Origin of the sequence: Buttiauxella sp. BIGb0471 (assembly GCF_024807715.1) — a bacterium.
Classification (GTDB): domain Bacteria; phylum Pseudomonadota; class Gammaproteobacteria; order Enterobacterales; family Enterobacteriaceae; genus Buttiauxella; species Buttiauxella agrestis.
Genome location: NZ_JANUEU010000001.1, coordinates 737,433 through 758,653, shown reverse-complemented (window position 1 = coordinate 758,653; position 21,221 = coordinate 737,433). Strand labels below are relative to the sequence as shown.

General features: G+C 53.1%; 21 protein-coding genes. 7 read left to right on the top strand and 14 right to left on the bottom strand.

The genetic code is table 11. The features are described from left to right. The first annotated feature begins 282 nt into the window (after positions 1 to 282). The 5 genes from M2371_RS03555 (at position 283) to cmoB (ending at position 3,888) form a co-directional block, all read left to right on the top strand. The gene (locus tag M2371_RS03555; RefSeq protein ID WP_172893886.1) at positions 283 to 849 is read left to right on the top strand and encodes a hydrolase; all 567 of its coding nucleotides are present in this window, start codon (positions 283 to 285) and stop codon (positions 847 to 849) included. After that, on the top strand, positions 846 to 1,664 hold the full coding sequence (locus M2371_RS03550) for a DUF72 domain-containing protein (protein WP_259266901.1): 819 nt from the start codon (positions 846 to 848) through the stop codon (positions 1,662 to 1,664). Before M2371_RS03555 ends, M2371_RS03550 begins: the two co-directional genes overlap by 4 nt. Positions 1,665 to 1,733: 69 nt before the next feature. After that, positions 1,734 to 2,129: an MAPEG family protein gene (locus M2371_RS03545; protein WP_259266900.1), complete on the top strand. Its 396-nt coding sequence runs from the start codon at positions 1,734 to 1,736 to the stop codon at positions 2,127 to 2,129. Between the two features lie 47 nt (positions 2,130 to 2,176). Continuing rightward, positions 2,177 to 2,920, top strand: coding sequence for a carboxy-S-adenosyl-L-methionine synthase CmoA (cmoA, locus tag M2371_RS03540; RefSeq protein ID WP_259266899.1), 744 nt, complete (start codon positions 2,177 to 2,179; stop codon positions 2,918 to 2,920). Then, a complete protein-coding gene (cmoB, locus tag M2371_RS03535; RefSeq protein ID WP_034496023.1) occupies positions 2,917 to 3,888 on the top strand; it encodes a tRNA 5-methoxyuridine(34)/uridine 5-oxyacetic acid(34) synthase CmoB in 972 nt (323 codons plus the stop codon). The genes cmoA and cmoB overlap by 4 nt, the downstream gene beginning before the upstream one ends. Positions 3,889 to 3,919: 31 nt before the next feature. Here cmoB and fumD read toward each other — a convergent pair whose 3' ends face one another. Then, the gene (gene fumD, locus M2371_RS03530) at positions 3,920 to 4,132 is read right to left on the bottom strand and encodes a fumarate hydratase FumD (RefSeq protein WP_172893881.1); all 213 of its coding nucleotides are present in this window, start codon (positions 4,130 to 4,132) and stop codon (positions 3,920 to 3,922) included. Positions 4,133 to 4,303: 171 nt separating this feature from the next. Continuing rightward, on the bottom strand, positions 4,304 to 5,044 hold the full coding sequence (cutC, locus tag M2371_RS03525) for a copper homeostasis protein CutC (RefSeq protein WP_259266898.1): 741 nt from the start codon (positions 5,042 to 5,044) through the stop codon (positions 4,304 to 4,306). Between the two features lie 91 nt (positions 5,045 to 5,135). Here cutC and M2371_RS03520 point away from each other — a divergent pair, with 91 nt between their 5' ends. After that, positions 5,136 to 6,278 (top strand): MalY/PatB family protein, encoded by a 1,143-nt coding sequence (locus tag M2371_RS03520; protein WP_259267264.1) that lies wholly within the window; start codon positions 5,136 to 5,138, stop codon positions 6,276 to 6,278. On the opposite strand, the gene M2371_RS03515 is transcribed toward M2371_RS03520, so the two are convergent. Further along, the gene (locus M2371_RS03515; protein ID WP_172893879.1) at positions 6,267 to 6,833 is read right to left on the bottom strand and encodes a VOC family protein; all 567 of its coding nucleotides are present in this window, start codon (positions 6,831 to 6,833) and stop codon (positions 6,267 to 6,269) included. The genes M2371_RS03520 and M2371_RS03515 overlap by 12 nt on opposite strands. 248 nt (positions 6,834 to 7,081) lie before the next feature. Here M2371_RS03515 and argS point away from each other — a divergent pair, with 248 nt between their 5' ends. After that, entirely contained in the window at positions 7,082 to 8,815 is a 1,734-nt protein-coding gene (argS, locus tag M2371_RS03510) for an arginine--tRNA ligase (protein ID WP_034496038.1), read from the top strand. A gap of 56 nt (positions 8,816 to 8,871) precedes the next feature. On the opposite strand, the gene lpxA is transcribed toward argS, so the two are convergent. The 11 genes from lpxA to M2371_RS03455 form a co-directional block, all read right to left on the bottom strand. Next, complete coding sequence (lpxA, locus tag M2371_RS03505) at positions 8,872 to 9,663, bottom strand: acyl-ACP--UDP-N-acetylglucosamine O-acyltransferase (protein ID WP_259266897.1); 792 nt, start codon at positions 9,661 to 9,663, stop codon at positions 8,872 to 8,874. A gap of 148 nt (positions 9,664 to 9,811) precedes the next feature. Further along, entirely contained in the window at positions 9,812 to 10,951 is a 1,140-nt protein-coding gene (locus tag M2371_RS03500; RefSeq protein ID WP_172893877.1) for a glycoside hydrolase family 105 protein, read from the bottom strand. Continuing rightward, positions 10,951 to 12,540, bottom strand: a complete 1,590-nt coding sequence (locus M2371_RS03495) for an MFS transporter (protein ID WP_259266896.1) — start codon at positions 12,538 to 12,540, stop codon at positions 10,951 to 10,953. Before M2371_RS03495 ends, M2371_RS03500 begins: the two co-directional genes overlap by 1 nt. 267 nt (positions 12,541 to 12,807) lie before the next feature. Then, the gene (locus tag M2371_RS03490; protein ID WP_172896111.1) at positions 12,808 to 13,200 is read right to left on the bottom strand and encodes a flagellar protein FlhE; all 393 of its coding nucleotides are present in this window, start codon (positions 13,198 to 13,200) and stop codon (positions 12,808 to 12,810) included. Next, the gene (gene flhA, locus M2371_RS03485) at positions 13,200 to 15,281 is read right to left on the bottom strand and encodes a flagellar biosynthesis protein FlhA (RefSeq protein ID WP_115628136.1); all 2,082 of its coding nucleotides are present in this window, start codon (positions 15,279 to 15,281) and stop codon (positions 13,200 to 13,202) included. The genes M2371_RS03490 and flhA overlap by 1 nt, the downstream gene beginning before the upstream one ends. After that, complete coding sequence (gene flhB / locus M2371_RS03480; protein WP_172893875.1) at positions 15,274 to 16,425, bottom strand: flagellar biosynthesis protein FlhB; 1,152 nt, start codon at positions 16,423 to 16,425, stop codon at positions 15,274 to 15,276. Before flhB ends, flhA begins: the two co-directional genes overlap by 8 nt. A 166-nt stretch (positions 16,426 to 16,591) precedes the next feature. Then, positions 16,592 to 17,236 carry a protein phosphatase CheZ gene (gene cheZ, locus M2371_RS03475; RefSeq protein ID WP_259266895.1) on the bottom strand — a complete coding sequence of 215 codons (645 nt, stop codon included), beginning with the start codon at positions 17,234 to 17,236 and terminating at the stop codon, positions 16,592 to 16,594. Between the two features lie 10 nt (positions 17,237 to 17,246). Then, a complete protein-coding gene (gene cheY / locus M2371_RS03470) occupies positions 17,247 to 17,636 on the bottom strand; it encodes a chemotaxis response regulator CheY (protein ID WP_034496057.1) in 390 nt (129 codons plus the stop codon). Between the two features lie 17 nt (positions 17,637 to 17,653). Further along, positions 17,654 to 18,703 (bottom strand): chemotaxis response regulator protein-glutamate methylesterase, encoded by a 1,050-nt coding sequence (locus tag M2371_RS03465; RefSeq protein WP_115628126.1) that lies wholly within the window; start codon positions 18,701 to 18,703, stop codon positions 17,654 to 17,656. After that, positions 18,700 to 19,566, bottom strand: coding sequence for a protein-glutamate O-methyltransferase CheR (gene cheR / locus M2371_RS03460; protein ID WP_034496061.1), 867 nt, complete (start codon positions 19,564 to 19,566; stop codon positions 18,700 to 18,702). Before cheR ends, M2371_RS03465 begins: the two co-directional genes overlap by 4 nt. A gap of 19 nt (positions 19,567 to 19,585) precedes the next feature. Continuing rightward, positions 19,586 to 21,190, bottom strand: a complete 1,605-nt coding sequence (locus M2371_RS03455) for a methyl-accepting chemotaxis protein (protein ID WP_172893868.1) — start codon at positions 21,188 to 21,190, stop codon at positions 19,586 to 19,588. Positions 21,191 to 21,221 lie beyond the last annotated feature (31 nt).

The window sequence follows — 21,221 nt, the reverse complement described above, 5'->3', positions numbered from 1 at the left end:
CGAGTTGCAGGTAGGCGGCAAGGGAATGAATCCCCAGGAGCTTACTAAAGTAAGTGACAGGGGTTCATGAGTGCAGCCAACACCCCTGCGGCTCGAAGGATGACGGGTATGAAAAAAGGGGGGTATTATACTGGAAATTACGCCCCAAGATAAGGACTGACGCGTTTCAAAGCGCCTCGTTTAGCTTATTCTCACAAAAATTAACAAAATTTGTAAACTATCGCGCTCCTGTTCCGTCGTAAGGTATTACGCGATAACCTTATTTTGACCCGGAGTCACCTCATGTTAGAACTGAATACTTCCAAAACCGCACTCGTCGTTATTGATTTGCAGGAAGGCATCCTGCCATTTGCGGGCGGTCCGCACAGTGCACAGGACGTGGTGGCTCGTTCAGCCAAACTGGCAGAGAAATTCCGCGCAAAGGGTGCGCCGGTGATTATGGTCCGCGTGGGCTGGTCTAAAGATTTTGCCGAAGCGCTCAAGCAGCCGGTTGATGCGCAGGCTGGCGCACATTCTTTGCCTGATAACTGGTGGGTTTACCCTCAAGCTTTAGGTAAAAAAGACAGTGATATCGAAGTGACTAAACGCCAGTGGGGCGCATTTTACGGCACCGACCTGGAACTCCAACTGCGCCGCCGTGGTATCGACACCATCGTGCTATGTGGGATTTCGACTAACATCGGTGTGGAGTCCACCGCGCGTAACGCGTGGGAACTGGGCTTTAACCTGGTCATTGCCGAAGATGCGTGTAGCGCCGCCAGCAGCGAACAACACCAGGGCAGCATGACGAATATCTTCCCGCGCATTGGCCGCGTTCGCAGCACTGAAGAGGTCATTGCAGCGCTGTGATCTACGTTGGCCTTCCACAATGGTCGCATCCAAAATGGGTGCGATTAGGCATAACTTCTCTTGAAGATTACGCTCGCCACTTTAATTGTGTGGAAGGCAACACCACGCTGTACGCCCTACCCAAGGCAGAAATAGTGCTTCGCTGGCGCGAGATGACCTCCGATGATTTCCGCTTCTGCTTTAAATTTCCGGCGACGATTTCCCACAATGCAGCCCTTCGCCAGTGCGGCGATTTGACCGCCGAATTTCTCGACCGCATGTCGCCCCTGGCAAACCGCATCGGGCAATACTGGTTGCAGCTTCCGGCTACCTTTGGGCCTTCTGACTTACCCGCGTTGTGGATTTTCCTCGATTCGTTGCCAAAAGATTTCACCTATGGCGTTGAAGTTCGCCACCCTTCTTTCTTCGATAAAAGTGCTGATGAGCAAGCGCTTAATCGTGGCCTGCACGAGCGCGGCGTCAATCGTGTGATTTTGGATAGTCGCCCGGTTCACAGCGCGAAACCTCACAATGAAGCCATTCGTGAAGCGCAACGCAAAAAGCCTATAGTTCCGGTTCACGCACTCGTGACGGCCAAAAATCCCATGGTGCGATTTATCGGCAGCGACGATATGGAGCAGAATCTGACGTTCTTTAACGCCTGGATTAAAACCTTGCCAAAGTGGGAACAGACCACCACGCCATACCTCTTTTTACACACGCCAGATATCGGGCTGGTGCAGGACCTGGTTCATACATTATGGCCAGGGCTGCAACACGCCTTCCCTGAACTGGGTAACGAACCGGCAATTCCAAAACAAAACTCCCTATTTTAGGGGTAGCGACAGCATATGGTTCGCGCTGCTATCATAGGCGTGCTGGAACTATCTCTATAGGATGTGAGTATGGTAAGCGCGCTCTATGCCGTTTTGGGTGCTTTGTTGCTGATTAAGTTCTCGTTTGATGTTGTTCGTATGCGTTTGCAGTACCGCGTCTCATATGGCGATGGCGGTTTTAGCGAACTTCAGAGTGCGATTCGAATTCATGGTAATGCCGTGGAATATATCCCGGTGGCATTGCTACTTTTATTGCTGATGGAAATGAACGGTGCCGAAACCTGGATGGTGCATATTTGCGGGCTTCTGCTGATTGCCGGGCGCCTGATGCATGCTTATGGTTTTCATCATCGTTTAATTACCTGGCGTCGTTCTGGCATGAGTGCCACCTGGTGTTCTTTGCTGCTGATGGTGCTGGCTAACCTGTGGTATATGCCATGGGAGTTGGTTTTCTCGCTGCATTAACGCAAAATATGCCCCTTTCGAAATTTCGAATTTCCGGATTTAACATTATGTCTGACCGCGATACGCTGTTTTCCGCCCCCATCGCCAAATTAGGTGACTGGACTTTTGATGAACGTGTAGCAGAAGTTTTCCCCGATATGATTCAACGATCGGTGCCCGGCTATTCCAACATTATTTCGATGATTGGCATGCTGGCGGAGCGCTTTGTGGCACCGGGTAGCCAGGTTTATGATCTCGGCTGTTCCCTTGGCGCGGCAACCTTGTCGGTGCGTCGCAACATTCATCATGATAACTGCAAAATTATCGCGGTAGACAACTCACCAGCAATGGTCGAACGCTGTCGCCGTCATCTCGACGCGTTTAAAGCGCAAACTCCGGTGGACGTTATCGAAGGCGATATTCGCGATATTGTTATCGAAAATGCGTCAATGGTAGTGCTGAACTTCACCCTGCAATTCCTTGAGCCAGACGACCGTAAACTGCTGCTCGAAAAAATCTATCAAGGCCTGAACCCCGGTGGCGCGCTCGTGCTGTCTGAGAAGTTCAGCTTTGAAGATGGCGAAGTCGGTGAACTGCTGTTCAACATGCACCACGACTTTAAACGCGCCAACGGTTATAGCGAGCTGGAAATCAGCCAAAAACGCAGCATGCTGGAAAACGTCATGCTCACCGACTCCGTCGAAACTCATAAACAACGCCTCAAACAAGCCGGATTTGACCACGCAGAATTATGGTTCCAGTGCTTTAACTTTGGCTCTTTGGTTGCACTGAAATCAGGAACATCTGCATGATCGACTTTGGTAATTTTTATCAGCTTATCGCGAAAAGCCCGTTGGCTCCGTGGCTAGAAACCCTGCCTGCGCAAATTGCCACCTGGCAGCGCGAGAATCTGCACGGACAGTTCAAACATTGGTACAACACTGTTGAATACCTGCCGGAACTTGCGCCGTATCGTCTGGATTTATTGCATAGCGTGACGGCGGAATCAGAAGCCCCACTGAGCGAAGGTCAACGCCTGGGCATCGAAAAACTGCTGCGCAACCTGATGCCGTGGCGTAAAGGGCCGTATTCGCTCTACGGTGTGGATATCGACACGGAATGGCGTTCTGACCTGAAATGGGACCGCGTTCTGCCGCATATTTCCCCGCTCGCCGGGCGTACCATTCTGGATGTTGGCTGCGGTAGCGGTTATCACCTTTGGCGCATGATTGGTGCGGGTGCGCATCTGGCGGTGGGTATCGACCCGATGCAGTTGTTCGTTTGCCAGTTTGAAGCCGTGCGTAAACTGCTGGGTAACGACCAACGTGCGCATGTTTTGCCGCTGGGCATTGAGCAACTTCCTGAGCTGAATATCTTTGATACGGTGTTCTCGATGGGCGTGCTCTACCACCGCCGTTCTCCGCTTGATCATCTTTATCAGTTGAAAAACCAACTGGTGAAAGATGGCGAACTGGTACTGGAAACGTTGGTTGTCGAAGGCGACGAAAATACTGTGCTGGTGCCGGGTGACCGTTATGCGCAAATGCGCAATGTGTATTACATTCCGTCGGCGTTAGCGTTGAAAAACTGGCTGGAAAAGTGCGGCTTCGTTGATGTGAGAATTGTGGATCATTGCTATACCACAAGCGAAGAGCAGCGCCGCACAAGCTGGTTGACGACAGAATCATTGGCCGATTTCCTCGACCCGAATGATCCACGCAAAACCGTCGAAGGCTACCCTGCACCGCTACGTGCTGTGTTGGTAGCACGTAAGCCGTAAGAGTCAGAAAGGCCACATTTTGTGGCCTTAATTATTTTGAGGCGAACCCGAGTGCACGAATCACTTCGCTCATCGCTGCACTTGTCAGCGGCGAACGTTGAATTTTGCTGTTGGCAGACATTGCTCTGACCACACCTGCAATCACAACGTGTTTCGGTTCCTGGCCTAAGTCACGCATTTCAAGCACAACCTTTCCAACAACCCTACACATCTCGTCATAGAGTTCTTTGTCTTTGGTACTCATGTTGCCCTCCGTCGTTTAGAGGGAGCCTAACACGTTTAATTCATTAACTAACATGTTAAGTTTTTAATAAATATCGCCATAAAAAAAGCCCCGATAAAACATCGGGGCCTGGTACGAGCAGCATCACATGGGCGACATGATGCGCGGGCAAAAATCTAAGTGTCGGGTTGCTCAGTTGCTGGCAACTAACACCGTTTTCATTGCAGCTACTACATCGCCATCAACGCAGTAACGGTTAAACTCATCGGCTTCGGCATCCGCACTCATTGACACGCCAGCCTTACGGTATCGCATCGGTGAAGGCACTGACTGCCCTGCGGAGCTGTGCATCTCGTCAATACCCGCTTCGACGAACTTTTTCAAGTTGCTCAGCCTGACTCCTGCACCCGCCATAATGATTGGAGCACGGGAATGTTGTTTTAGTTCCCTAAGTAATGAAAGTCCTGTCTCTGCATTCTGTTGTTGGCCCGAAGTCAGGATACGCGCCACGCCCAAATCGGTTAATTGCTCCAGCGCCTGATGCGGGTTGTGACACATATCGAACGCCCGATGGAACGTTACCGCCATTCCCTGCGCCTGCTCCATCACCCGTTTCATGCGCGGCATATCGATATGACCTTCACCATCTAACATGCCGATGACCAGACCCGGATATCCGAGTTCACGCACGAAAGCGATATCTTCCAGCATGGTGTCGAATTCAGCATCGGTGTAACAAAAATCACCGCCGCGCGGGCGAATAATCGGATGCACAGGAATCGACACCCGCTCTTTAACTTTACGCAGCACGCCCGCTGAAGGGGTTAATCCGCCCTCTTTCGGCGCTGCACATAATTCGATTCTATCCGCTCCGGCTTGTTGCGCAGTAACTGCACAGTCTATTCCATAACAACATATCTCAAGCAAAGGCATTGATTACTCCTTAAAAATCTTTAGCCTGGCGGTTGTGCCAACGGTTCAGAATGATAATCTCAAACGACAGTCACAAAAAAGGTAATCAATGATGGCATTCAATTTTGATGATGGCATCGACCGCCGTCACAGCGACAGTTCGAAGTGGAATAAATTTGGTAATGATGTATTGCCAATGTGGGTCGCCGATATGGATTTTCGCTCCCCGCCCTGTATTCTCGATGCCCTTCATCAGCGTGTTGAACACGGCGTTTTTGGCTACGGTGCCCGGCCCCAGGAGTTAGTCGATGTTGTCGTTGAGCGAATGGCCAGCCGTTACCAGTGGCAAATCAAACCTGAATGGATTGTCTTTTTACCCGGTGTAGTCGCCGGGTTGAATTTAAGCGTTCGCGCATTTACCGCAGCCGATGAAACGACGATTGCGCCCAGCCCGATTTATCCCCCTTTCCGAAAATCATCCGCTTTTGCACAACGCCCACAACTCAATGCCCCTCTGCGCCTTGAGAAAAGCCGCTGGGTAATGGATTTAGACGCCCTTGAATCTCAGTGGACCGGCAAAGAAAAATTACTGATGCTCTGCAATCCGCAAAATCCTGGCGGCACGATTTACTCCCGGGAAGAATTAGAGCAACAGTTGGCTTTCGCGCAACGCCATGACCTGATTGTTTGTTCAGATGAGATCCACTGCGATTTACTGCTCGAACCGGGTGCGAAGCATATTCCCTTCGCCACTCTCAGCGCCAATGCCGAGCAACGATCCGTCACCCTGCTTTCACCGTCTAAAACGTTCAACATCGCCGGGCTTGGCGCCTCACTGGCGATTATTCCCGATCCGGAATTGCGCAAACGTTTTAACACAGTGCGTGATGGAATTGTGCCGAGCGTCGATGTGCTCGCCCTGACGGCGGCCACCGCGGCCTGGCGTGATGGCGAGCCGTGGTTGCAAGAGTTACTGCCGTATTTGCGCCGCAATCGCGACCGTCTGGTCAGCGCGGTAAACGAGATGCCTGGCCTGACGATGGTTTCGCCGCAAGCGACGTATCTGGGCTGGGTCGATGCCACTGCTTTGCCCGTAGAAAACCCGACTCTGTTCTTCCAGAAAGCGGGCCTGGGTTTCTCGCCAGGGGCAGATTTTGGCGAGAAAAAATTCGTGCGGATTAACTTTGGCTGCACATCCGCAACGCTTGAAGAAGCGATTAAACGGATGAACAGCGCTGTAAAATCAATCGGCTAACTCGCTGGCGACAATCTCTTCAATACTCCAGGGATGGAATTTGATCGTCACTTTGCCGTCGGTGACGGCGAGCGTTGGATTTGGCAGGCGCTCACGTTCGCCTTTTGGCGAACTGGTTTTCACCGAAATCCCCGTCTGGCGCAATCCCGCGTCAGACATTAAATCCAGCGCCCGCGCATTCAGCGTTTCAGTCTCACCCGGCAAGACAATTTCGACATGCTCCCAGCCTTCGTGCGGGTAACGTTTTTCACCCGGCCATGGCAGTTCCACCACGCTAAATTCCCAGTGCGCAACGCAGACCGGTTCATCGAGTTTGAACAGGCAGATGGGGCGATCGTTAATAATATTTTCTGAAAGCAACGTGCCGCATTTTTCAAAACCAGCACGCCAGCGTTCAGCCGTCGTATTCTGGTGGCAGCGCAAGGAAATATGATCGGCGTCGAGCGGGGCAATCTCGAGATCCAGACGTGCAGCCAGTTGGGTTAACGCTTGTATAAAACGCGGGAGATCCTCTGAAATATCACTCAGTTCTGCAATTGTCTGCCAGTTGGCCATCGCCTTATCCTCGAAATCACGAATGCGCGTAATCTACCTTTTTCGGCCAGCATCACCAACACCCATGGAGCCGCGAACGCTCTGAATGGTTAATCACTATACCGTTAAGGTTAGTACAGGGCGCGTAGAGCAAGGCTTTTGCTGACTCGGGAGATTAAAAACAGTTATACTTACGCCCTAATTTTATCCCCAACGATACGGCTGCTGTATCAGTCACAGCAGTCTTAAGCAAAATGTAAGGTATCCCGGTGAATATTCAGGCACTTCTCTCAGATAAAGTCAGTCAGGCACTGATTGCCGCAGGTGCTCCTGCGGATTGCGAACCACAGGTTCGTCAGTCAGCAAAAGTTCAGTTCGGCGACTATCAGGCCAATGGCGTGATGTCAGTTGCGAAATCACTGGGCAAGCCACCACGACAAGTCGCCGAGTTGGTGATTGCTAATCTGGATTTGACCGGAATTGCCAGCAAAGTCGAAATCGCCGGTCCTGGTTTTATCAACATTTTCCTCGACGCGGCGTTTCTGGCGAAGAGTGTCGATGAAGCTGTCGCCTCCGATCGCGTCGGTGTCACCGTTTCCGAACCGAAAACAGTGGTAGTGGATTACTCCGCGCCAAACGTTGCGAAAGAAATGCACGTCGGGCACGTGCGCTCAACCATCATTGGTGATGCCGCTGTTCGTACCCTCGAATTCCTTGGCCATAAAGTTATCCGCGCCAACCACGTCGGCGACTGGGGCACGCAGTTCGGGATGCTGATTGCGTATCTCGAAAAACAGCAGCAGGAAAACGCAGGCGAAATGGCGCTGGCTGACCTCGAAGAGTTCTACCGCGCGGCGAAGAAACATTATGACGAAGATGCAGAATTTGCCGAGCGTGCTCGCGCATACGTGGTGAAACTGCAAGGCGGCGACGAATACTGCCGCAATATGTGGCGCAAACTGGTCGATGTGACCATGACGCAAAACCAAATCACTTATAAGCGTCTGAACGTCACATTAACCCGTGACGACGTGATGGGTGAAAGCCTCTACAACCCAATGCTTCCGGGTATTGTGGCTGACCTGAAAGCAAAAGGTCTGGCGGTTGAAAGCGAAGGCGCTACGGTAGTATTCCTCGACGAATACAAGAATAAAGACGGTGAGCCGATGGGCGTTATCATCCAGAAAAAGGATGGCGGCTACCTGTACACCACCACCGATATCGCTTGTGCGAAATATCGCTTTGAAACCCTGCATGCTGACCGCGTGCTGTACTTCATCGACTCCCGCCAGCACCAGCATCTGATGCAAGCCTGGACTATCGTGCGTAAAGCCGGTTATGTACCAGATTCTGTGCCATTAGAGCACCACATGTTCGGCATGATGTTGGGCAAAGACGGTAAGCCATTCAAAACCCGTTCTGGCGGGACCGTAAAACTGACTGATCTGCTGGATGAAGCCCTTGAACGCGCTCGTCGTCTGGTGACCGAGAAGAACCCGGACATGCCTGCTGATGAGTTAGAAGCGCTGGCAAACGCCGTCGGTATTGGAGCTGTGAAATACGCGGACCTGTCCAAGAATCGTACCACTGACTACATCTTCGACTGGGACAACATGCTGGCCTTCGAAGGCAACACGGCACCGTATATGCAATATGCTTATACCCGTGTGCTGTCAGTGTTCCGTAAAGCCAATATTGATGAAGCCGAGTTGCTGAAAGCGCCTGTGGTGATTACCGAAGATCGCGAAGCGCAGCTCGCGGCTCGCCTGCTGCAATTTGAAGAAACGCTGAACGTGGTTGCGCGTGACGGTACGCCACATGTGATGTGTACTTATCTGTACGATGTAGCGGGTCTGTTCTCAGGCTTCTATGAGCATTGCCCGATTCTGGCCGCTGACAGCACTGAAGCGCGTAACAGCCGTCTGAAACTGGCTCTGTTGACCGCGAAAACGCTGAAGCTGGGTCTGGATACGTTGGGGATTGAAACCGTAGAACGTATGTAATTTTTGCTTTTATGAACAAAAGGCTCGCCGTTGATGGCGAGCCTTTTTTAATTTGTTTAACGTACGATGCCCCGTGCCGACCGCGCAAAAAAGCGATCAAAAAATCCAATCACCGGAAAATCGCTTTCCATCACTTTTAACGACATTTTCACTTCATCAATCGACAGCGCCTGATGGTAAAAACGCTCATAAAGCGTATGAACCAAATCCTGCTGTTCCTGATTGAGTGCCAGAAACGCCCGAGATTTTACGTTGACGCCCAGCGGCTGCGCATGGTTCCCACCGGCCATCACAAACGGTGGCACATCCTGAACGACTCCGGATTGGTCGAGGATCTTCACCCCGTTCCCCAGCATGCAAAACTGATGAATCGCGCACATATAACCAATTTGCGCATCATCATCCAGCTCCACGTGCCCGGCCAGGCCGCTGTTATCGCCAATCTGCGTGTGATCTCCCACGACGCAATCGTGTCCGATATGCACGCCATTACTAAAGCGGTTGTCGTTACCAATCTGGGTCACGCCTGAGCCCTGAATCGTACCGCGATGAAACGTGGCGTGGTGGCCGATAAGGTTGCGATCGCCGATGACTAATGTCGTCGGTTCACCGGCATATTTAAGATCCTGATTCACCTCGCCAATAGATGAATACGAACCAAAATTATTGTCACAACCCAGGGTTGTCAGACCGGTGATAACCGAGTGAGAGCCAATAGTCGTTCCCTCACCAATCACGACACCGGCGGAAATAACACAAAATGGGCCAATGGTGACATTGGCACCAATAACGGCTCCCGCTTCCACCAAACTGTTGGCGGCAATACGAGCAAAAGGAGAAATGGACAAAAGGTGATCCTGGTGGGGGACAAGCAACAGCGCGGAGCATAATGAATTGTGCTCTCGAATACTCCTTATTTAATTTCTTATTTTTTGGGAACCATTCAGAAAAAAGAGGCCTGCCTGATTAGACAGGCCTTTTGTGATGAAAATGTGCTTAGAGATAAATACGTAAATACTCACCCAGACACAGAATTGCCATCGCCTGACCGTACGGCATCGACGTCAGCGGGATCTGGCGATAAAACTCCAGATTACTGCCCATTCCAGTCCCAAACGAAACTTGCAGCAGCTCGCCCTCAGGCGAGATATTTTTCACAATCCCTTTCATCGCCTTCTCAGCAACTTCGGCGTATTGCTTGCCGATATAGCGTTTACGAATGCCTTTGAGTATCCCGTAAGCAAAACCGGCGGTGGCCGACGCTTCGAGATAAGAATGGGGATCGTCCAGCAAAGTGTGCCACAAACCGCTGTCATCCTGACATTTCGCCAACGCAGCGACCTGGCTTTCCAGCACCTGGACCAGATAACGGCGCACCGCATTGTTTTCGGGTAAATCTACCAGCTCAAGGAAATCAGGAATAACGATCGTCAACCAGCTGTTACCCCGCGCCCAACGCGCCTGCGCAAAATTATGATTGCCTTCATAATTCCAGCCGTGGAACCACAGCCCGGTTTCTCTATCCATCAGATTCTGTACATGCAGCAGGAACTGATAAGTGGCCTCTTCCACGTATTCCGGGCGATTCAATAGTTTGCCTATTTTCGCCAGCGGCAACACCGTCATCATCAACGTGTCATCCCACATTTGCTGATGATTTTCTTCGGCGAGCGTCACATGCTGCATGCCACCGTGTTCGGTGCGTGGCATTTCGTACATCGCCCACTCCGCCCAGCTTTCAAGCCACGGCAAATACGATGGGTCGCGCGTTTCCTCAAAGCGATAAGCCAGCGTCAGGAACGGCGCCATGGTATTCACGTTTTTGGTGGTTGCCCCTTCGGCAAAACGATCGGCAAACCAGCTATCAATAATCTCACACATTTTCTTATCGCCGGTCTGGCGATAATACTGATACATACCGTACAAACCGACGCCGTGCGTCCACTCCCAGCCCGCCCAACCTTTGGTATCAATGACTCGTCCGTCATCCAGTCGCAGCAAAAATTGCCCCGTTTCATCCTTAATATTAATCAGGTTGTCCGTCACCTTGTGGATCAGGGATTTCAGTTCATCCCGGGCAATAAAATGCTCCGGCTGGCACAGTAAAGGGCTGTGTTTGACGGGATAAATAATCATTAGCTTAACCTCTGTGATGTATTCGAATTCATTGCAGCAGCCTCTTTTAACGATGGGGCGGCCGGCTTATTACGATTGAGATAACCAATATTGTTGTTGCCCCACAGTGTGTCGTACGGCATACCCGCGAGCATTTCGACCGTCGCGCGAGCTTCTGGCGTGGTCGCTTCCGGAACCGGACGGCCTGCTTCACGCATTTTCGCGGTCTCTTCACGAAGGACGCTGTGCGTTTGCAAATTCAGTTTAAAGCGCAGGGAAACCAGGAAACCGCATGCCAGCACCGCAACCGTACCGAAACTTAAAATCATCAAAATGGTGTGGCTTACCGCTGGCGGTTGCGTGGTCTGGCCGGAAACGAAACCAGAAAGCTGCATCACGATACCGACTAGCATCACCGCTCCCGCCTGCGACGCTTTACGCGTCAGCGTCATGATCCCGGCAAAGATACCTTCGCGGCGCTGCCCGGTAATCACTTCATCCACGTCAGCAATGTAGGTATAGGTATTCCACGGCACATAGTTGATACCCCCACGACCCAGACCCGCGACAGCTGAAACCAGCATCAGCAGCGAGAACACATCGCTTAAGCCTGCGTAATAAAGCACCGCGTAGGAGACAGAACTGAGACCAAACAGCACAACGACCATACGATAAGACGGTGCCGGGCCGTATTTAATACACAGTGGAATCATGCCGATCACCGCAATAAATTGCAGAATCGCCATGGTGCCAAGCAGGCTCGATGCCATGCTCGCGCTTTGCATCAGAACAAACACTACATAATAGGTAAACACGGCGTTGAACACGTCCTGCGCAATATAGCCCCCCAGATACATACCCAGATGCTGGCGGAAAATCTTCACGCGGAGTGTTGAAGTCAGCTCAACGTTCAGGCGTTTCATGCTCTGAGCGAAGGTCAGCGTTTTCTTCTCTTCTTCTGCACGCAATGCAGCTTCAGTCCATTCGGAACGCGGACGCTCCCAGGTAAAGAACCAGACAAAGGTCAGCACGATGGCGCATAACGTGGCGAACACCAGGCTTGAATAGAAGAAGGAAACCGCGTTGTCTTTACCGAAGTGATTTAACAAAATGCCCGGCAGGAATGCGGCGAGAATTGCCGAGAGTTGCGCCATTGAAATACGCGCACCCGAGAACTTGGTTTTCTGTTTGAAGTCATCGGTCATTTCTGGAACCAGCGTTTCGTATGGCACCAGAATCATGGTGTAAACCACATCAAAGATCAGGTACGTCACCAGGTAATACCAGTAACTCATCTCTCCAACCCACATAAAGCTGTAGCTGAAGACCAACGGAATACCGAGCAGAATAAAGAACTTACGGCGGCCAAAGCGCTTGCCAAGCCAGGTTGAACCGAAGTTATCAGTGAGGAAGCCCATCAACGGGCTAACGACAGCATCCAGCACCCTTGCCATGGCAAAAATGAAGGTCGCTTCAATCGGTGTGAGTCCACAGAAGGTGGTATAAAAATAGAGTAGCCAGGCGGCAGTTAATGCCGTGGTTCCCGCTCCGAGGAAATCACCTGAGCCATAGGCAAGATAATTTGCCAGTCCAATCTTACGTGTTTTCATTGCCGTCAAACCCCGTTGCTTTTGTTATTGGAGACTGCACGTCCCGTGCGTATCGGGCCTGCGAGGAACCTTACAACGTTAAGGTAGAAGGACGGGGCTGATGTTACCTTTCCATTTTTGCCACGGACGGGCGAATGTTGGCAAAATTACAAAGAGTCCCGGCACTAGCTTCACCGATTTATAAAACAGTGGTTTGTTTTTATCAAAAGATTGGACTGGAAATGAGATGCAGGAAGGAAAAAGCCGCACAAATTACGGCTGTTAGGGCTATTTGTAATTAACAATGACCTGATTGCTTTGCACTTTCAGCGCCGGAAACAGCGCTCCGCCACCGGGGACTTGCCAGACAAACCGCAGCGGCTCGTTTGCCGCAACGTTCGTTAGCCCACGCGTCGTCCCGCTCTGCCCTTCTATCTCGACACAACGTGTTGACGAGCAAAGCCTGACGTTCAGACCCGCAGGCGTCGGCCCAATCAGTTCATAGCGCCACGCGACCATCGTCATCACGCCTGTGACGGGCTGAGACGGTGCCAGAGCGCGTGACGAAGCTGCCACCCCGCGATGACTAAGCGTCGCGCCCACCCCGCTCGCCTGCCACGCCCCTTCGCCGCTGGCGTACGTCATAAAAGGCAATAACATCAGCATCAACAGTCGGTTCATCATTTCGCTCCGATGGTCGCAGTCATACGGATATTGCGGTTTTCAGAGAGTTCAAGACTTGAAAGCACCATTAACTGCGGCAAACTGCGGCGTAAGAAACGAGCCAGAAGTGGACGCAACGCGTGGTTAACCAGTAAAACAGGCGGCGCACCCAGCATTTCCTGACGCTTAAGTGCTTCCTGCGCCTGTTCCAGCAAGCGGTCAGCAAGCCCGGGTTCCAGTCCCCCTCCGCCCTGCAATGCCTGTAATAGCAGGCGTTCAAGCGCCGCATCCAGGCCAATTACCTGCACTTCGCCGTTGCCAGGGAACCATTGCTGCGTAATGGCGCGCCCCAGCGCGACACGAACCACGGCGGTTAATTCATGAGGATCGTTTTGAATCGGCGCATGTTCTGCCAGTGTTTCGAGAATGGTGCGCATATCGCGAATCGGCACTTTCTCAGCGAGCAGGTTTTGCAGCACTTTGTGCAGCGTGGTCAGCGTCACCACGCCCGGCACCAGATCTTCTGTCAGCTTCGGCATTTCTTGCGTCACGCGGTCAAGCAACTGTTGCGCTTCCTGGCGGCCAAACAGTTCCGGGGCAAACTGACCAATCAAATGGTTAAGATGGGTTGCCACCACGGTACTGGCTTCAACCACTGTAAAGCCCTGAATCTGCGCCTGCTCTTTTAATGCGCTTTCAATCCAGGTCGCGGCCAGACCAAATGCTGGATCGGTGGTCGCTTCACCCGGAAGCGTGCCAGCGGCAGTGCCTGGGTTAATCGCCAGCCAGCGCCCTGGGTAGGCGTCACCGCTGCCAATTTCCACCCCTTTCATCAGAATGCGATAACGCGCAGGCGGCAAGTCCATGTTGTCGCGGATGTGTACCACCGGCGGCAGGAATCCCATATCCTGGGCGAATTTTTTACGGATACTGCGTATCCGTCCCAGAAGCTCGCCGTCTTGCTGGAAATCGACCATTGGAATCAGACGATAACCCACTTCCATGCCGAGCGAGTCCTCGAGCTGAACATCATTCCAGGTGGCTTCAACCGCCTGCGGGTTTTCCTGTGGTTTTGCGGGTGCCGCCGGAGCAGCCGGAGCCTCCATTTCGCGCCCGCGCATCCACCAGGCCAGCGCCAGCAATGCAGCAGTAAACAGCAGAAACACAAAGTTTGGCATTCCCGGCACCATACCGAGCAAACCCAGTACGGCCGCACTCAGCATCATCACGCGCGGGTTATTGAACAGTTGGGTCACCATCTGCTCGCCGACGTCCTGATCGGTTGCCACGCGGGTAACAATCACGCCCGCCGCCGTGGAAATAACCAGTGCCGGGATTTGCGCGACCAGACCATCACCGATGGTCAACAGCGTGTAAGTTTCAGCCGCCGCACCCACGGCCATATCATGCTGGAGCACACCGACTAAGAGCCCGCCGATCACGTTAATCACCATGATCATTAATCCGGCAACGGCGTCACCGCGCACGAACTTACTGGCCCCGTCCATCGAACCGTAAAAGTCCGCTTCCTGCGTCACTTCCGAGCGGCGTTTTTTCGCTTCTTCTTCACCAATCAACCCGGCGTTTAGATCGGCATCAATCGCCATCTGTTTGCCCGGCATCCCGTCCAGCACAAAGCGCGCGCCCACTTCGGCGATACGCCCGGCACCTTTGGTGATAACCATAAAGTTGATGATGACGAGGATGATAAACACCACGATACCGATGGCGAAGTTGCCGCCGACGAGAAAGTGGCCGAAGGCTTCAACCACTTTACCCGCCGCCGCGCCACCGGTATGGCCTTCCATTAAAATGATACGCGTGGAAGCCACGTTCAGCGCCAGGCGCAGCAAGGTGGTAAACAGCAAAATGGTTGGGAAGGCGGCGAACTCAAGCGTGCGCTGGGTGAACATCGCCACCAGCAGCACCATAATCGACAGCGCAATGTTAAATGTGAACAACAAATCCAGTACAAACGCCGGCAGCGGTAGCACCATCATCGACAAAATAAGCAAGATGAGTACCGGCCCGGCAAGAATCTGCCATTGTCCGGCTTTCATGGTGCTCGGCAGGCGCAGTTGCGCCAACAGGTTAGCCATCGGAGTCCTTCTCGTTTGCAAAGTCCAGCGCTTCTGGCACTGGTAGATTTTCAGGTTTTTTCGGAATCAGGCCGCCAGCCACTCGCCAGCGGCGCAGTTGCCAGACCCACGCCAGCACTTCTGCCACCGCGGAATAAAGTTGCCCAGGAATTTGCTGACCAATTTCAGCGTGGCGGTATAACGCACGCGCCAGCGGCGGCGCTTCCAGCATTGGAATACGATGTTCGTTGCCAATCTCACGAATTCGCAGCGCCACCAGCCCCGCGCCTTTCGCCACAACCTTCGGCGCATTCATTTTGTTTTCGTCATATTGCAACGCCACGGAATAGTGCGTCGGGTTGGTGACAATCACATCAGCTTTGGGCACATCGCTCATCATGCGGCGGCGGGCGGCGGCACGTTGTTGCTGGCGAATGCGGCCTTTAACGTGCGGGTCGCCTTCTTGTTGCTTAAATTCGTCGCGAATATCCTGGCGGCTCATGCGCAGCTTTTTGAGGTTGCTGAATATCTGAAAGAAAACGTCAAAGCCGACCATTGGCGTGAGCCCCAGCACGATCAATAACCCACATACCGCAACCATATTCAGCGCATGCCCGAGCGCCGCAAGCGGCGGTTCGCTGATCAGTCGCATCATTTCCGGCCATTTATGCAGCAAGTACCAGACGGTCACGCTGCCCACCAGAATCGCTTTCAGAAAGGCTTTAAGTAACTCGGCACCGGCCTGTGCGGAGAACATCCGCCCTAATCCCGCAATCGGATTCATTTTGCTGAATTTGAACTGTATCGATTTGCCGCTAAACAGCAGGCCGCCGAGCAGCATGGGCGCGGCAATCGCCACAATCACCAGCCCCATGATCAACGGCAGCAACGCCCAGACCGCCTGTTTTATCAGCAGGCTAATTTGGCTAACAATCAGATTTGGGTCGTTAATGATGCTGTGATCAAAATGCAAACCGGCAGACAGCATGGCGGCAAGTTGCCGCCCCAGAGGTTCGCCACCCATCCAGATGATGCTTATCCCCACCAGTAACATCAGCAGTGAGGTCAATTCGCGGGATCGGGGGATCTGCCCATCTTCTCGTGCTTTTTCAAGTCGGTGGGCTGTGGGGGCTTCTGTTTTATCGTCGTCGCTTTCTTCTGACACCGCAACAATCTCGTGGCCGCATTTACCAGCACAGCATGCCAGAGAGGGGTAAAGCTAATGGCGGGAAAACGGGGGGATTTGTGGGTTTGTTTGTGGCGTTAAGGCGCGCTCGCCCCAGCCTTCCCCCTCAAGCGAAGAAGATGACCGGGGCGTTTTTATACGAAACTTAAAACCCTAAGCTATCCAGTAAATCATCAACCTGGTCCTGACTTGCGACAACACCAGCAGCTGTCGCATTCATTTGCGGGCCGTTGAGCAGGCTGTCTGCCGGGCGTTTTGCACGGGCATCCAGTTCCGGCATGTTTTCCATCAACACCATCAACAGCTGGCGTTCAATTTCCTGGATAACATCCATCATGCGCTTGATAACCTGGCCGGTTAAATCCTGGAAGTCCTGCGCCATCATGATTTCCAGAAGCTGGGCGTTGGTGAAACTGGTGTGCGACGGTACGCCAGACAAATAGCTGCGCGTATCGGTCACCAGTTCACGAGCATCACCCAGCTCGATGGGATTTTCAAACCAGGCATCCCAGCGGCCATTCAGCGCTTTGGCTTCTGATTCCAGTTTATTCTGGTGCGGTTGCGCCAGCTCCACGCAGTTGAGCGCACGCTCGGCGGCCTGCGCGGTCATCTGCACCACGTAATCCAGGCGATCGCGCGCATCGGGAATGGCTTCCGCGGCTTCGGCTATCGCCTGGTCAAGCCCCAGCTCGCGCAAGCTGTCGCGCAGCATACGGGTCAGGCTGCCTATCCGGACGATAATATCGCCGGTTGAATGTAACTCTGTCGCGGGATTAGTCGATGAGTGCATGAGCCTCTCCTTACATGCCGAGCTTTTCGAAGATTTTGTTTAACTTCTCTTCAAGTGTTGCGGCGGTAAAGGGTTTCACCACATAGCCACTCGCCCCCGCCTGCGCTGCGGCAATAATGTTTTCTTTCTTCGCTTCTGCCGTCACCATCAGCACCGGCATCGCCGCCATACCGCCATCGGCACGAATGGTTTTCAGCAATTCCAGGCCATCCATGTTCGGCATGTTCCAGTCGGAAATCACAAAACCAAAGCCACCACCGTTGAGTTTGTTCAGCGCATCAACGCCATCTTCAGCCTCTTCAACGTTGTTGAAACCCAGCTCTTTTAGCAGGTTACGGACAATGCGACGCATGGTAGAGAAGTCATCCACCACCAAAAATTTGAGTTCTTTATCTGCCATTTATAGAGTTCCTTCGGTTAAATACGTATTGCCTGTCCGGCACTAATCTTCATCAACATCTGCTGACTAATCTGACTTAAATCGACCACTTCGCTGACGCCACCGCTGTTGATGGCCTCGCGCGGCATGCCGAACACCACACAACTTGCTTCGTTTTGGGCGATGGTCCATGCCCCGGCTTTATGCATTGCCAGCATCCCCGCGGCACCGTCATTCCCCATTCCGGTGAGAATCACGCCCACGGCATTTCGCCCGGCGAATTTCGCGACGGAATGGAACAGCACATCCACAGCCGGGCGATGCCGGTTCACGGGCGGGCCGTCATGAATCTTGATTTGGTAGTTCGCCCCGCTGCGGGCAAGCTCCATGTGTTTATCTCCGGGTGCGATGTACGCATGCCCCGGCAAGACGCGTTCGCCGTCTTCGGCTTCTTTCACCGCTATCTGGCACAATTTATTGAGCCTGTCGGCAAACGATCGCGTAAACCCTGGCGGCATATGCTGGGTGATGAGCACCGCCGGGCTTGAAAGCGGCAGCGGTTGCAGCACATGGCGAATCGCCTCGGTGCCACCGGTTGACGCACCAATAGCTATCAATTTTTCTGAACTGAGCAGTGGCCCGGCTTTCAGTGCCATGGGGGCTGCGACTGGCGCACGTGCCGCCAGTTTCGCCTTCGCGGCAGTCCGCACTTTCTCCGCAATGGTTTCGCTGTACGCCAGCATCCCTTCGCGGATCCCCAACTGCGGTTTGGTGACAAAATCAATCGCGCCTAATTCCAGCGCGCGCAATGTCACCTCCGACCCTTTTCCGGTGAGCGATGACACCATCACCACGGGCATCGGGCGCAGTCGCATCAGTTTTTCGAGGAAATCCAGCCCGTCCATGCGCGGCATTTCCACATCGAGTGTCAGCACATCCGGGTTAAATTTCTTAATCAAATCACGCGCCACCAACGGATCAGGCGCGGTTGCGACCATTTCCATGTCGTCGTGACTGTTAACGATCTCTGTCATGATCTGGCGCATCAGGGCGGAATCATCGACACAAAGCACGGTTATTTTTGTCATGACCTTTCCTTACTCAGTCCGTACACGGTCTGCCCACGCAGCAAAAATTCCCGGCTGAGGTTACTGAAGTTTTCCGAGTGCCCGGCAAACAGCAATCCACCCGGTTTAAGCAGCGGCACAAAGCGCTGCAAAATTTGCTGTTGCGTCGCTTTATCAAAATAAATCATCACATTGCGACAAAATATGGCGTCAAACGGGCCGGGGATCGGCGCTTGTTTGTCCAGCAGATTTATCGGCGCAAAATCCATGTGACTCATCACATCGCTGCGCACCCGCACCAGCCCATCGTGTGGCCCGGTGCCGCGCATGAAATAACGCTGCATTTGCAGCGGTGCCAGCGTTTTCAGCTCATCCTGGCGGTAAATCCCGCTCTGGGCTTTTTCCAGCACCTGGGTGTCGATATCGCTGGCGAACACTTTCCAGCGCCCAGGCGCCATGCCTAACACATCAGCCAATGTGATCGCGATGGAATACGGCTCTTCCCCGGTCGATGCCGCCGCACTCCAGACTTTGTATTCGCCACTTCGTTTACGCGCATGTTCTGCGAGGATCGGAAAGTGGTGACCTTCGCGAAAAAACGCCGTCAGGTTAGTGGTCAGGGAATTAATGAACGCCTGCCATTCAGCATTGCTGCCGTTAGCTTCCAGCATGCTCAGATAATGCCCAAAATCCTCCAGCCCTAGCGTGCGTAAACGGCGCACCAGGCGGTTGTAAACCATGTCGCGCTTGTGATCGGCCAGCACAATTCCTGCGCGCTGGTAAATCAACTGGCATATCCGACGAAAATGCGTGTCGGACAGCGGTAGACGCTGTGTCATCTGTAACATTAATGACGTTTGCCCGTTGGGCAGCGGTGATGTCATAGCGTCTTCTCAATTACTTTCAGGAGGTGACCAGCACCCCGTTGGTGACTAAATCTCTGGTGACGTCTTCATTGTCGACACTTTCCAGATTAAATACCGCGACCACGCCGCTCAGATGTTCGGCCTGATTTGCCAACGCATCCGTCGCAGCAGCCGCTTCTTCGACCAGCGCGGCGTTCTGTTGAGTGACCTGATCCATTTGGCTGACGGCTTGCGCGACTTGTTCGATACCACGACGCTGTTCGTCAGACGCAGAAGCAATTTCACCCATAATGTCGTTAACCTGCGTCACCGAACGGACGATTTCCGCCATAGTGGTAGCCGCGGTATCAACCAGTTGCGAGCCTTGCTGCACACGGCTAACCGACTCTTCAATCAGCACTTTGATCTCTTTTGCCGCCTGCGCACTGCGTTGAGCCAGGTTACGCACTTCACCTGCCACCACCGCAAAACCGCGCCCTTGTTCACCGGCACGAGCCGCTTCAACCGCCGCGTTCAGCGCCAGGATGTTGGTCTGGAAAGCGATGCCGTCAATCACGCTGGTGATATCGCCGATTTTCTTCGAGCTTCCGGCGATGTCATGCATGGTGCGGGCGACGTTTGCCGCCTGTTGTCCACCCTGCTGCGCGGTGTCTGCTGCGGTGCGTGAAAGCTGTGCAGCCTGACGGGCGTTGTCGGCGTTCTGGCTGACGGTTGCGGTCAACTGCTCCATGCTGGCGGCAGTTTCAGCAAGTGATGCGGCCTGTTGCTCGGTGCGCGAAGACAGATCGTTGTTGCCCGCGGCAATTTCGGCGATGCCGGTGTGCATCGCGCCACTGCCCTCACGGACTTGCGCAACGGTCTGTTTAAGTTCCTGCTGCATGTTTTTCAGGCTGCGGAAAATCTCGGAGATTTCGTTGCGGCCATACACGCTAATCGGACGGGCTAAATCCCCTGCGGCGATGTGCTCAAAGTGGCTGCGCACGATTTCCAGCGGCTGTACCAGCATTCTGCGCGACCAGATGATCGAACCTATCAGCATCAGAATGGCAATCACCGTCACGCTGGCGAAAATAATCGCCGAGATTTGGTAGTTCAGTTTGCTGTCAGCACTCGATGCCGCCACGGTGTCATTAATACTCTGCTGCCAGGCGTTAAAATAGGCGTCAAAAATATCCTGTGATTTCTGAATCGGCGCACTGAGGAAATCAGAAAGCTGATTGCTTTCAAGCCAGGTCGCCTGATGCTGTAAGTCATCCCGATAAGCGGCGTAGCTTTGCTTAGTCGATGCCACCATATCCTCACCTTCTTTATTTAAAGGTGGGATTTCCAGAAACTGGTTAAACAGCATGTCCGCTTGTTTCAGGCTGCCACGGGCATTCGCCATCAGACGTTTGATATCTTCCGCCGGATAACTGAGCGCGGTTAGCGTTCCAGCCCGGCTCAAGGCGGTGCTGGCCTGCAACAATGCCGCGCGACTTTGCGTCAAGGTGTCGCGCTGTTGGTTTCCGACTTCAACCATTTTTAGATTCTGAAAATCATCCCTGAATGCCCAGAAGGACAGTCCATTACTACCAATCTGCAAAACGCCGCAGACGATCAAGATTAACAAAAGCGTGGTCGAAATTCGGATACGGTTGAACATCACAGCCCCTCTGCCGGCACGTCTGCCGGCC